Below are 13,169 nucleotides of genomic sequence, written 5' to 3' on the forward strand. Positions count from 1 at the left end.
TTAGGGCACTGAAAAGTGCCCTTTCGAAGGGGTATGCCCTAAATTGAGTGCTTACCTCCTTTACCGGAATGCTTCAGAAGTTTATTCTGATAGAGTACATGCTTGTATCCCTACTTTGGCATTTGGAAATAAAGCAAGATTGTTTAGCAATAGTCCTAGGATAGCCTTGTTTGAAAATGCGAAAATTCCTGATGTAAGGGAAAGACTTGTCAGCATAGAAGGATTAAAAGAAATGCAGGACAAACAAATTGCATTTCTAGCTTCATTATTACAGTAATAAAGAGAATGGTAATATGAATATATTGTTTTTTTATCGTGTTTATCCTAATTATGGTGGTGTTGAGGTAGTGACAACTGTACTTGCCAATCGTTTTATAAAGGATGGACATGGTGTTATCATAGCTTCAATAGAACAACCGCATATTGAACTAGCTTGTCAATTACTACCAGATGTAAAGCTTGTCAAATTAGACTATCCTGTTTGTTCTATAAAAAATATGAGGAAGTTACATCGATTAATTATAAATGAAAAAATTGATATTATAATTAATCAGTGGGGACTTCCTTTTATGTCAACATTGCTGTGTAGAGTGGCTATAAAAAGAACATCATGTAAATTGATTTCGGTATTACATGGCGCTCCAAATACGTCTAAATTAATTATTAAGGCACGTGATAAATGTGAAACAGTTTATAACCCTTTTTTGAAATACATATATCATGCTATAATGTATCTAAAAGAAGAGTTGGTAAAAGCTAGCATTCGTTATAATTGTAGCCATTGTGAAAAATATGTTCTTCTTTCATCTCATTTTATCAAGCCGTTAAGTGATTATGCACATATAAAGAGAACTGAGAATATTATAGCAATAGGCAATCCTGTTACTATTCCTGTGTATTTTGAAGAATGGGAGTTAAAACAGAAGAAGAAGCAGCTGTTATATGTAGGAAGAATGGATTATGAAAATAAACGAGTAAATAGAATAGTGGAAGCTTGGAAAGTTCTTTATGAAAAATATGTTGATTGGGAACTTGTTTTGGTGGGAGAAGGCCCTTATAAAAGTACATTGGAAGAATATATTAGAAGATATGATATTCAACGTGTTTGTTTCAAAGGCTTTCAAGTATCTCCTCCCATACAACATTATAAGGAAGCTTCTATATTTTTATTGACTTCTGATTTAGAAGGGTTTGGATTAGTAGTTATTGAAAGTATGAGTTATGGAGTGGTCCCAGTTGTGTATGGAAGTTATGAAGCTATATATGACATCATAGACAATGGAAAGTCTGGCTTAATAACTCCGATACCTTATAATAGTCAAAAAACAATTGACTGCATCAGCTTGCTAATCGAGAATGAAAAATTAAGAAAAGAAATGGCAAAGGAAGCCATGTGTAAGGCGAAATGTTTTACAATTGATTCTGTTATTACAAGGTGGTATAATCTGTTTGAAGAAGTATTATAAACTTCCATAAAAATAAATTATCATTTAATTTATGCTCCCTCTATTGCTTAATAAAATCATACAAACAGATAAATTGCTGTTTTTACATTTGGTTACTCAGAAAAACAGAATTTACACCTTTCTCAACCCCGTATCTTATCTCATAGCTTTAGAAAACAAATCTTTATTTGAACAATTCGATGGTATTTTTGCCGATGGCTCTTTACTGGTTTCTGCCATAAGATTAGTATACGGAAAGCGAGTGACCAGACGTAGCTTTGATATGACCTCCCTTGCTCCCGAATTGTTGAATTATCTCATGGAAAGCCGTAAAACGCTCTATATCGTAGCCTCGGGTCAAGAACAAGTGGAGTGTTCTGTGAGGATATTTCAAGAGCAGTATCCGGAGTTACGCATTGCAGGGTTCAGGAACGGATATTTCTCTTCGGATGCTGAAATGAATAAGGAAGCTTCTCATATAGTCGAATTAAATCCGGATTTTCTGATAGTAGGTATGGGGGCCTTGATGCAGGAAAAGTTTCTGCTTAAGGTAAAAAAGATGGGTTACCAAGGCATCGGCTTTACGTGTGGTGGCTTTGTTCACCAAACGGCAATGAATAGGATGCACTATTATCCGAACTGGGTTGATAAGATGAATTTGCGTTTCGTTTATAGAATGTATAAAGAGAAACATACACGTACAAGATATCTGCAAGCTGCATTCTTGTTTCCGGTACGCTTTATCGGGGAAAGAATTTTCGGATGAAAGAGCAGACTTTGCTTATTGCCATGTAAATAATGGAGAATGGCAACAACAGGACGAAGATAGCAGTAGGAATAATTTTTCCGAGTATTTTTAATACATCTGTTTTCATGCTGCAAATATAAATTAAAATTCATAGAATAGTGAAATTAAGAACTCTAATATTTCTGGGGGGACTCTTTGGAGGAATGAATGTTATCAAAGGGCAGGCTTTTTATGGTACTACAGGACTACTTCATGCACCTACTGCCGTTATGCAGAAAGATAAAACCGTTATGCTGGGAGGAAATATGCTGGATGTAAATATACTTTCCCGATATTGGGTGAGAAGTGAATATCATCCCTATACCTATAACTATTATATAAATTGTACTTTGTTTCCTTGGCTGGAAGTAGCATATACTTGTACGTTGGTAAAGGGGATACATGATTCTTCTTATTGGCCTCAGCAAACTTGGGGCAGGTTTACCAATCAGGACAGATCGTTTCATTTCCGGTTGAGGGCATGGAAAGAAGGCTGGTGGAAGGCTTGGACGCCTCAGGTAGTGATTGGTGCGAATGATCCGGGAAGCCATTCTTCAAATGGAGGTGGAGACATAGATTGGGGGGGCGGTGGTAGCGGAAACCACAATTACTTGACACGTTATTATCTGGCGGCAACGAAACATGTTGAATTTAGTGGAATAGGTACAGTGGGGGTTCATGTAGCTTGGGTTATCGGTAAAGCTATGAGTGATGTGCATTATAGCCGTCCTGCTGCAGGGGTAAACTTTCATTTTGGCATGAAGGGCGAAGGTTTCTGGCAGAAAGCTCTGAATGGATTTAATCTGATGGCGGAAGTGTGTCCCGGACATGCGGAAGATCTGCATACAGCAACTTATACTGTGAATGTGGGTGGAACTTATTCAATATGGAAAGACCATATCAATCTTATTGCTGAACTGAATAACGGTAAATTTTTTAGCGGAGGTATATTCTTTAAATTACATCTTAAATAACTGACTTGATTTCTAGTGGATGAAGCATTATAAGAATAGCCGGAATCACTTGGAAAAAGTAGTTCCGGCTATTCTTATATAACGATATTTGTATGTCCTGTTTTTATTATCCTACAATGTATTTAGCATTCTTGCCGCTTATTTTACGAATGAATACCACAAGCAGCCACGATACGCCAAACGCCACGATTGCGGCAGCGGGAATTTGTAAAGGCACGGGAACACCGATATTGCGCATCAGGACTACACCCGGACCTGTGAAAAAATAATGTATCATATAGATGCCAAAACCACATACGGTCAAGTTTGCCAGCATACGCTGGATCAGTTCTGAGCGTACTTTTACTTTCTTGGCTATGAGGAAGAAGGGGATAGTCATCATAATCACATTCAAAGAATTATAGGTGAAGAACAGTTCTAACATTTCATCAGTGCATTGTGGTAATGCGGTCATGTGGCGGAAACCGAAGAATGTGACCATGTAACCTGCCAGAAACATGGGGATACAGACTGACAGTGTCTTACTCCATGACCAGTCGTGGTTGCGCAGATAGTGTCCCAATAGCAAGTACCCGTTGAATCCGGCAAAATAATAGAACATATTGAATGAGTTCCACGCACAGCCTCCCCAAATGTATGGGGATACGAACTGATAATAATAAGGTAACAAACCAGTTATTCCCCATGCGACAAGAAACCATAGTTTGGCTTTCTCCGAGGCCTTTTCTACCCATGCGGAGAAAATAGGAAGGTATAGATATAATCCGATAAGCAGATAGATATACCACATATGTACGTCTAATAAAGAGAAATTGAGAGGCATTTCTGCTATATAACCCAATGATACGTTGAGTGACTGACGGGCGGCTTCTTCACCGCTATAAGGGAAAAAGTCAAGGATTATTTCAGGATTAAGTCCCAACAATCCTGTAAACCAGGGAAATAAATTATAAATGACACTCCAGATAAGGAACGGCCAGAATACACGGCTGATTCTTTTTTTGTAGAAAGCGGATATTTCGCCACGTACGGGGAGCAGCAATGCTCCTGTAATCATGACAAACAGTGGGACACACGGACGGAGAAAGGCTCCGTAGGCGGCTCCCCAGAATTTGATTTCATCAATGTTGGCTGGCGGTTCGCCGGGGTAAAAGTTGAACGGGTCTGCACTATGGCAGCAAACTATGGTGAACATGGCTACCAAACGAACGACATCCAGCCATACCACATGTTTTCTTGTGGTGTTTATAGCAATAGGTTGATTCATAATTTAATTTTTGATTTGACAGGCACAAAGGTACGCTTTCTCTGAGGATTATTTCTTGCTTTGGAACAAAAAATAAAAAGAACTATCCGCAATCATACTACAAAATGAGAATCCTCCCACTGCAAGAGTCACAATCATTTGTCTTTTGCAGGGGGAGGAATTCTATTTAGGGTTAGAGGGTTATTTTAGTCCTCTGTTCTTCAACAAGGGATCAATACCAGGTTCTTTGCCACGGAAATTGACATACATGTCCATTGCATCGTCAATGCAGCCGGGAGTGAGGATATATTTGCGGAACTTTCCTGCTACTTCTTGATTAAAGATATCGCCTGTTTCCTTGTATGCCTCGTATGCGTCACAATCCAGCACTTCTGCCCAAATATAACTATAGTAACCGGCAGTATATCCACCACCCATGGTGTGGTTGAAATAAGTGGTGCGATAGCGTGACGGAATTTGTTTCAGCAATCCGCGCTTACCTAATGTTTCTGCTTCGAACTGCATAACGTCCATATCATCGGGAATTTCTTTTAATACATGATAATCCATATCCAGCAGGGAAGCAGCTAAATATTCAGCCGTAGCGAAGCCTTGTCCGTATTTGCCACTCTTGTCCATTTTTTCAACCAGTCCGGCAGGAATAACTTCATCTGTCTGATAATGTTTGGCATATACATTCAATACCTCCGGTTCAAAAGCCCAATGCTCATCTATCTGTGACGGCAGTTCTACAAAATCACGCGGAACACTAGCCACACCATAATAATGTACATCTTTGAAAAGATTATGTAAAGCGTGTCCGAATTCGTGGAACAAGGTATTCGCTTCGTCTGCACTGAGCAAAGCGGGTTGTCCGGCTGCCGGTTTGGTAAAGTTGCATACCACGGTTACTACAGGAGCCACTTTCTTGCCGTCCTTGTAGGTCTGTGAACGATAGCTTCCGCACCATGCGCCACCTTTCTTGCTGGCACGCGGAAAGAAGTCCATATAGAGTACACCTAGATGAGAACCGTCTTTGTCCTTACATTCGAATGCCTGTGCATCGGGATGAGGGAGGGGAAGATTGTCCAGCTGGGTGAAAGTGATACCGTACAGTTTGTTGGCAACATAGAACACACCGTCACGTACGTTTTCCAGTTTCAGATAAGGACGTACCTGATTTTCATCCAAGTCGAATTTGGCTTTCTTGGCTCGGTCTGCATAATAACGCCAGTCCCAACCTTCAGCTGTGAAGGTTTTTCCGTCTTTCTTTATTTCGGCATTGATATCTGCCAGTTCTTCTTTGGCTTTGGACAGAGTAGGTGTCCAAATCTGATCTAATAATTTATATACGGCATCCGGTGTTTTTGCCATACGTTCTTCCAGTGCAAAGGAAGCATAGTTTTCATATCCCATCAGCTTGGCTTTTTCCAGACGGGCCTTGAGCAGTTTGCGCACCACTTCCTTGTTGTCGTATTCATTTCCGTTATTTCCTCTGTTAATGTATCCTTTGAATATCTTTTCGCGCAGGTCTCGGTTATCGGCATATTGCAGAAAAGGCATGACGCTGGGATTATGCAGGGTGAAAATCCATTTGCCTTCCATGCCTGCTTCTTTAGCTGTTTCGGCAGCACTGGCAATCAGGTTTTGGGGTAATCCGGCTAAGTCTTCTTCTTTGTCCACGATCAATTGGAAAGCATTGGTTTCCTTCTGCATATTTTGGCCGAAGGTGAGCTGTAACATGGAAATCTCACTATTTAATTCACGCAGTTTTTTTTGACTTTCGGCATCCAGGTTGGCACCTCCACGTACAAAATCTTTATAGGTTTCTTCCAACAACTTCTTTTGCTCTTTGTCCAAATCGCCGGGATTTTCATAGACAGCTTTGATGCGTGCAAAAAGTTTTTCATTTAAGGCGATGTCATCACTGTGTTTTGATTGTAGTGGAGAGAGTTCACGGCTCAGTGCGTCCATTTCATCATTGGTATTGGCGCTTTTCAGTCCGTAGAATACGGTGCTGACTTTACGAAGTAACGCTCCGCTTTGATCCAGTGCTGCAATGGTATTCTGGAAAGTGGCGGGTTCGGGGTTGTTCACTATAGCGTCAATCTCTTTCTGTTGTTCTTCCATGCCCTGCAAAAAGGCGGGTTTGTAATGTTCCATCTTGATTTGGTCGAAAGGAGGAACCTGGAAGGGAGTTGTGTACTCTGAAAGGAATGGATTTTCGGTAGGGGCTGCCTGTTTCCCTTGCGAACCGCAACCGCTTAATATGGCAACCGCACAGGCTGCCAAAAGAATGTGTTTCATAATAATTTGTTTTATATAGGTGATAATGCAAAGATAGTAAAATAAGGCAAATTCCAATAAGTTTGAAGCGTAGAACTATTTGTTTGTTTTCATAGTCTGTCTAATTATCATACATCATTGTCTAATAATTAGACAGACTGTTTCTTTTTGTTATTTTGCAATGTGTTGTTAATCAGTTGTTTGTTTGCGTGGCACGGTTTTGGCATTTATATTATAGAGAACGAATTATAGAAACTTTAGTTTCTTATACACTTTATGGGAAGTAACGTTGTGAAACGGGACTTCTCTCTTTTAAAATAATAATAATTAAAAACACGAAATATGAAACAGATTTATTATGTCATTCAGGCTTTGATACATGGATGTGGAGCTAATATTATAAAAGTCGTTTCGTTAGGCTTGGGCCTGACTATGAGTATTCTGCTTTTCTCAAGAGTTGTGTATGAGCAGAGTTTTGATACTTGTTTTAAGGATCATGATAAATTATACCAATTGTGGAATATATGGACAGTAAATGGAGAGCCTTTTCCTCCGAGTGAGTTCATTATCGGTGCAGCTGCCGGAGGCATACTGGATGCAATGCCGGAAATTGTGGAATCGGCGGCAAGTACAGGCTCGTGGCCGGTTTCGGCACCTATTTATAACGGGAGTGTCCGCTTTGATGATTTTAAAGTTGCTGCTGATTCATTGTTTTTTCAGACAATGGGTATTGAGGTCTTGAGTGGTGATCCGGTACGTGAATTGCAGCAAAAAGATGTAATTTTCCTGAGTAAAGATTTGGCGGATAAAATGTTTGGCGGTGAGAACCCGATTGGTAAAATAATTAGTTTCAATAAGGAAATTGAGTTGACAGTCAAAGGAACGTATGCTGCTTTACCTGAGAATTGTACTATGCGACCGAAGGCTGTCATTTCCTTGCCTTCTATCTGGAGCCGCCGGATAGGAAATTATTCATGGAACGGTGGGGACAGCTGGAAAGAATATATCCGGTTGAAGCAGGATATTGATTTGGATGAATTGAACAAGCGTATTGATATGGTAGTACAGCAACATATTCCCAGAAGTGATAAGTTGGGAATCACTGTCATGGCAAAACCTGTTCGGGATACGTACCGTGGATATGATGAAGTGAAAAGAATGCGTAATATTATGCTTATTTTAGGTATATCTATTTTGTTTATCACGACATTGAATTATGTGTTGATTTCTATTTCTTCATTGAGCCGGCGTGCCAAAAGTATTGGTGTTCATAAATGCAGCGGAGCGGGAACGGGTACTGTTTTTGGTATGTTTATGTGGGAAACCGGTATTATTATTTTGCTTTCATTGTTTTTGATGGTTTTTTTAATGTTTAATTTCCGGGAATTTGTGGAAGATACTACAGCTGCTAAACTGGAGTCTCTTTTTGCGGTGGAACGTATTTGGGTGCCTTTTGGAGTGACTGCTGTCTTATTCCTCATTGGTGGTGTGCTGCCGGGACGAATTTTTTCAAAGATACCGGTCACACAGGTTTTCCGGCGTTATACAGAGGGTAAGAAAGGATGGAAACGTCCGTTATTGTTTATCCAATTTGCAGGAGTGGCTTTTATATGTGGATTGATGTGTGTAGTGATGCTCCAGTATCATTATGTTATTAATAAAGATCCGGGTTATAATCCTGAGCGGGTAGTGATTGGCGTTAATAATGCACCGGATGCTAAAGCCCGGCTTGCTGCCCGTCACTTTTATGAGGGGCTTCCATACGTGGAAGCATTGACTTCGGCAACTAGCTATCCGTCTAATGGATATAGCGGGCAGATGATACCGGATGAGAAAGGAACGAGTCTTTTTTCCAGCCGTTATGATTTTACTCAGGAGAATTATGTAGCTTTTATGGGAATGGTCATACAGCAAGGGCGTGTGCCTCGTGAATCCGGTGAGGTGGCAGTGAATGAGGAATTTGTACGGAGAATGCATTGGGGAAAAGATGTTTTAGGTAAGAGTATACAGACAGAAGAAGGCCGTGTCAAAATAGTAGGTGTGATTAAAGATTTTAATATTGGCGGATTCTACTCAGAGCTGAAACCGTTTGTCTTGCATCATCATCCCAAAGATTTGGCTGATCTTGTTTATCTCCGTCTGAAGGAACCCTTTGGTGAGAATCTTCAGAAACTGAAGCGTGATGCTGCCGAAGCTTTTCCTAATCAAACAGTCGGCTTTGAAAGCTTGGAACAAAAAATGGCGGATAGTTATAATTCCGTTCGTGTATTTCGTAATGCGACTTTATTGGCGGCAATTGCCATTTTGTTTATTACTTTGATGGGACTGATAGGCTATATTAATGATGAATTACAGCGACGTTCGAAAGAAATTGCTATTCGTAAAGTGAATGGAGCTGAGTCATTTGCGATATTGGAAATGTTGGTGCAAGATGTTCTTTGGATTTCTTTCCCGGCTGTAGTCGCAGGTACACTAGGGGCATGGTATGTAGGTGGTTTATGGATGGAACAGTTTGCTGTGACTGTAGGTTCGCTTGTTCCTTATTATGTATGTGTAGCTATCGTGGTCTTGATATTGATTGTCAGTTGTGTCATTTCCAAAACATGGCGCATTGCCAATGAGAATCCAGTAAAGAGTATTAAATCAGAATAAAGATCAATAGAACAAACAATTAAAATTTATTATTATGATACAGATTGAAAATTTAAGTAAGGTATTTCGTACTTCAGAAGTAGAAACAATTGCGTTGAATCATGTAAACATAGAGGTGAAAGAAGGAGAGTTTGTAGCTATTATGGGACCATCAGGTTGTGGAAAATCCACCTTATTGAATATCCTTGGTCTGCTGGACAATCCTACTGAAGGCAGTTACAAGTTGCTGGGCAACGAAGTAGCCAATCTGAAAGAAAAAGAACGCACCCGCCTGCGTAAAGGTGTAATAGGTTTTGTATTTCAAAGTTTTAATCTGATAGACGAACTGAATGTTTTTGAAAATGTGGAATTACCGTTGACTTATCTTGGAATCAAGGCCAGTGAACGTAAGGAGCGTGTTCTGGAAATTTTAAAGCGAATGAACTTGAGTCATCGTGCCAAGCATTTCCCGCAACAGCTTTCCGGCGGTCAACAACAGCGTGTGGCTATTGCCCGTGCTGTGGTTACTAACCCTAAATTGATCCTCGCCGATGAGCCTACCGGTAATTTGGACTCAAAGAACGGTGCTGAAGTAATGAATCTATTGACCGAACTTAACAAGGAGGGGACTAGTATTGTCATGGTAACTCACTCTCAGCATGATGCCGGATTTGCTCATCGTGTCATTCATTTGTTTGACGGTAGTGTAGTGGCGAACATTAAAGAATAATAATGAAAGGGTGGTTGTAATGAAACAAATCTATTATGCAATACAATCGACATTACACGGCCGTGGAAGCAATGTGACAAAAGTCATATCGCTTTCATTAGGCTTGACTATTGGTGTTCTGCTTTTTTCACAAATAGCATTTGAACTCAATTATGAAAAATGTTACCCTGATGCCGACCGATTGGTGTTGGTACGTGGAGGAGGAGAGAATGTAAAGACTGGAGAGAAAGGAGAAGGATATGATGATAGCTTGTTTGCTCCGATGGCAGAAGCATTCCGCAGTGATTTGTCACAATGGATTGAAAATGCTACAGTCATTTTCAATTTTGAGACATTAAATGTATTCAAGGATGGTCATAAGCTGAAAGACGTAAACTACGCTTATGTAGATACTTGCTATTTCCGTACTTTCGGCATCAAAGTATTGAAAGGGAATCCTGAGGAATTGCAAAGGGCAGGGAGCATATTCGTTTCTGAAACTTTTGTTCGTGATGTCTTTGGTGGACAGGATCCTGTGGGACAAAAATTATCTTTGGATAAACAGCATGAACTGACAGTCCGTGGTGTTTATCAGGATACTCCGGAAAATACGGCCTATCATTTTGATTTTGTAGCTCCCATTTATGCCGGAGGTGGTTATATAGGGGGTGGAACATGGGGGCGTAATGACATTTATTATACTATTCTCCGTTTGCGCGATGGGGTGGACAGGGAAGAAATCAATCGTCAGATATACAAGGCTATGCAAAAATATTATCCTGATTCTGCTGATGATGAATGGAGAAATTTTTATGATGCACAGCCATTGCCCGAAATTCATCTGGATGACTCAAATACCCGCACTCGCCTTTACATTTATGGTTTTTTGGGCTTTGCCATATTTTTTGTGGCAATCATGAACTATGTATTAGTAGCTATTGCTACCATGAGCCGCAGGGCAAAAAGTATAGGTGTGCATAAGTGTAGTGGTGCCAGTGCAATCAATATTTTCAGTATGTTCCTTTTTGAGACGGGGATTGTGGTATTGATGTCCGTTATAGTGGCCCTCTTTATTATTTTCAATACCAAAGATCTGATAGAAGATTTACTTTCGGTGCAGTTATCCTCACTCTTTACATTGGAAACTTTATGGGTTCCGATGCTCATTGTTTTTGTACTGTTCATAGTAGCCGGAGTGCTGCCGGGAAGATTGTTTTCACGCATTCCTGTCACTCAAGTTTTTCGTCGTTACACAGATGGGAAAAAGGGGTGGAAGCGTTCTCTTTTATTTGTACAATTTATGGGGGTATCTTTTGTGATGGGGATTTTGTTAGTATCTTTGATGCAGTATCATCATCTGATTAATAGTGATATGGGTATCCGTACTCCAGGATTGGTGGAGGCGGAAACATGGATGTCACCCGAAGAAGCAGAGAATATGGTTAACGATCTTCGTCGTCAACCCATGGTGGAAAATGCCACCCGTTCTATGCATGGTGTTCTGGGAGAATATTGGACTCGTGGGCTGATTGATAATAGTGGCAAGCGAATAGAAACCTTGATGTATAATCCTTGTGATAAGAATTATGCTGAAACCATGGGGATTACTATTATTGAAGGGAAAGATATGCAGAATGAGGGAGATGTATTGGTCAACGAAGAAGTAGTGCGGCTGATGAAATGGACAGATGGGGCAGTAGGCAAACGGTTGAATGATTTTGATAAAGCCGGAACCATTGTTGGTGTATTCCGTAATGTGCGCAATACGTCTTTTCTTTATAAGCAGTTTCCCGTGGCTTTGGTTTATAGTCATAATACCAGTCACACTTTTGATGTACGTTTAAAACAGCCATACGATGAGAGTTTGAAAAAGCTGAACGAATACATGGAGCAGGTGCATTCCACTAAGGCATTGGAATTTATTCCGATAGATACCATGCTGAAGGAAATCTATCGCAATGTATATCGTTTTCGTAATTCTGTATGGATTACTTCTACTTTTATTTTGCTTATTGTTGTTATGGGGTTGATAGGTTACGTGAATGATGAAACACAACGTCGCAGTAAGGAAATAGCTATCCGTAAGGTGAATGGTGCTGAAGCTTCGACTATTCTTCGGTTGCTGTCCCGTGATATATTATATGTTGCTGTCCCATCGGTCTTGATGGGAATTGTAGTATCGTACTTTACAGGAAAGGCTTGGTTGGATCAATTTGCCGAAACGATAGATATGAATGCGTTGTATTTTGTCGGAACAGCATTGGTGATTATCGCTCTGATAGTGGTGTGTGTCGTTGTTAGAGCTTGGCGTATTGCTAATGAGAATCCGGTAAAGAGTATTAAAGTTGAGTAGTGTATTTGGAAAAAGGAGAGCGGGATGATATGTGTTGGGTATCATCCCGCTTTTTTCTTTTTACCTGATTCCTGTGAAATTTACATTGACACCATCCAATGTGCCTTTTAAGAAGTTTCCGGCCAACCATATATTTTCAAAATATGAAATGTCACTGGGACCGTAAACCATACGGATACATGTCTGTGCGCTGTTATCCCATCTCCATTCAAAATTGTATCTGTCTTCGGTTACATAGCCGTTTCGATGTTCTATTTGTATGATGTCTGTGCCTGTTCTATTTTCGTAAAAGTCTAGTCGTTGTGTGTAGTATTCACCGTCTTGTTCCCAAGTTTCCTGCCAGGTCCGGCTGCATAGTTCCCGAGTGGTTCTGTAATATATTTCGCTGTAATCATCATCATCGTACCAACTTTCTATGGATACTTCACAGGAGGTTAGGTTAACCATTATTATCAGTACAACTACCATTCCGAAGTATTTCAGTATTTTTGTTCTCATATCCGTTAATTTTAAAATTTGTTTTTCTTATGTCACAAAGATAAGTGGAGGGAATGATACAATAAACGGAATATTCCTATTTGTAAAGGAGAGTTTCCCTATTTGTAATAGGAAAATTCCTATGGTGAGGAGAGGGGAATAAGGTCTGTCTTATTTCTTTTACTATTAAACTGTAAGTTACAAAAAGAGGCTGTCCATTGGTGAGACAGCCCTGATAATTTCCGAAAAATGATAATAGGA

9 protein-coding genes are annotated in these 13,169 nt (G+C 40.0%); 6 read left to right on the top strand and 3 right to left on the bottom strand.

From position 1 onward, the window contains the following. Positions 1-293: 293 nt before the first annotated feature. From ACT8YW_RS08345 to ACT8YW_RS08355, 3 genes are all read left to right on the top strand, one after another. Positions 294-1,466, top strand: coding sequence for a glycosyltransferase (locus ACT8YW_RS08345; RefSeq protein WP_005839992.1), 1,173 nt, complete (start codon positions 294-296; stop codon positions 1,464-1,466). Between the two features lie 31 nt (positions 1,467-1,497). Continuing rightward, positions 1,498-2,211, top strand: coding sequence for a WecB/TagA/CpsF family glycosyltransferase (locus ACT8YW_RS08350; protein ID WP_032937833.1), 714 nt, complete (start codon positions 1,498-1,500; stop codon positions 2,209-2,211). A 185-nt stretch (positions 2,212-2,396) separates the two neighbouring features. Then, on the top strand, positions 2,397-3,206 hold the full coding sequence (locus ACT8YW_RS08355) for a YjbH domain-containing protein (protein ID WP_182416880.1): 810 nt from the start codon (positions 2,397-2,399) through the stop codon (positions 3,204-3,206). 106 nt (positions 3,207-3,312) lie between these two features. Here the strand turns inward: ACT8YW_RS08355 and ACT8YW_RS08360 are convergent, their stop codons facing one another. Beyond that, the gene (locus ACT8YW_RS08360) at positions 3,313-4,473 is read right to left on the bottom strand and encodes an acyltransferase (RefSeq protein WP_005839999.1); all 1,161 of its coding nucleotides are present in this window, start codon (positions 4,471-4,473) and stop codon (positions 3,313-3,315) included. Between the two features lie 180 nt (positions 4,474-4,653). Then, complete coding sequence (locus ACT8YW_RS08365) at positions 4,654-6,759, bottom strand: M3 family metallopeptidase (protein WP_005840001.1); 2,106 nt, start codon at positions 6,757-6,759, stop codon at positions 4,654-4,656. Between the two features lie 321 nt (positions 6,760-7,080). Here ACT8YW_RS08365 and ACT8YW_RS08370 point away from each other — a divergent pair, with 321 nt between their 5' ends. The 3 genes from ACT8YW_RS08370 to ACT8YW_RS08380 are packed head-to-tail and all read left to right on the top strand — an operon-like array spanning position 7,081 to position 12,431. Next, on the top strand, positions 7,081-9,390 hold the full coding sequence (locus tag ACT8YW_RS08370; protein WP_005840003.1) for an ABC transporter permease: 2,310 nt from the start codon (positions 7,081-7,083) through the stop codon (positions 9,388-9,390). Positions 9,391-9,424: 34 nt separating this feature from the next. Beyond that, positions 9,425-10,099 carry an ABC transporter ATP-binding protein gene (locus ACT8YW_RS08375; RefSeq protein ID WP_005840005.1) on the top strand — a complete coding sequence of 225 codons (675 nt, stop codon included), beginning with the start codon at positions 9,425-9,427 and terminating at the stop codon, positions 10,097-10,099. Positions 10,100-10,118: 19 nt separating this feature from the next. Then, entirely contained in the window at positions 10,119-12,431 is a 2,313-nt protein-coding gene (locus tag ACT8YW_RS08380) for an ABC transporter permease (protein WP_005840008.1), read from the top strand. Positions 12,432-12,491: 60 nt separating this feature from the next. Here ACT8YW_RS08380 and ACT8YW_RS08385 read toward each other — a convergent pair whose 3' ends face one another. Further along, positions 12,492-12,929 (bottom strand): hypothetical protein, encoded by a 438-nt coding sequence (locus ACT8YW_RS08385; RefSeq protein WP_005840010.1) that lies wholly within the window; start codon positions 12,927-12,929, stop codon positions 12,492-12,494. Positions 12,930-13,169: the final 240 nt, after the last annotated feature.

Source organism: Bacteroides sp., from assembly GCF_052357945.1.
Lineage (GTDB): Bacteria > Bacteroidota > Bacteroidia > Bacteroidales > Bacteroidaceae > Bacteroides.

What these genes read in the sequence shown, in the direction of transcription:
- ACT8YW_RS08345 (WP_005839992.1), top strand. Translation starts at nt 294, where the DNA reads ATGAATATATTGTTTTTTTATCGTGTTTATCCTAATTATGGTGGTGTT.
- ACT8YW_RS08350 (WP_032937833.1), top strand. Translation starts at nt 1,498, where the DNA reads ATGCTCCCTCTATTGCTTAATAAAATCATACAAACAGATAAATTGCTG.
- ACT8YW_RS08355 (WP_182416880.1), top strand. Translation starts at nt 2,397, where the DNA reads ATGAATGTTATCAAAGGGCAGGCTTTTTATGGTACTACAGGACTACTT.
- ACT8YW_RS08360 (WP_005839999.1), bottom strand. Translation starts at nt 4,473, where the DNA reads ATGAATCAACCTATTGCTATAAACACCACAAGAAAACATGTGGTATGG.
- ACT8YW_RS08365 (WP_005840001.1), bottom strand. Translation starts at nt 6,759, where the DNA reads ATGAAACACATTCTTTTGGCAGCCTGTGCGGTTGCCATATTAAGCGGT.
- ACT8YW_RS08370 (WP_005840003.1), top strand. Translation starts at nt 7,081, where the DNA reads ATGAAACAGATTTATTATGTCATTCAGGCTTTGATACATGGATGTGGA.
- ACT8YW_RS08375 (WP_005840005.1), top strand. Translation starts at nt 9,425, where the DNA reads ATGATACAGATTGAAAATTTAAGTAAGGTATTTCGTACTTCAGAAGTA.
- ACT8YW_RS08380 (WP_005840008.1), top strand. Translation starts at nt 10,119, where the DNA reads ATGAAACAAATCTATTATGCAATACAATCGACATTACACGGCCGTGGA.
- ACT8YW_RS08385 (WP_005840010.1), bottom strand. Translation starts at nt 12,929, where the DNA reads ATGAGAACAAAAATACTGAAATACTTCGGAATGGTAGTTGTACTGATA.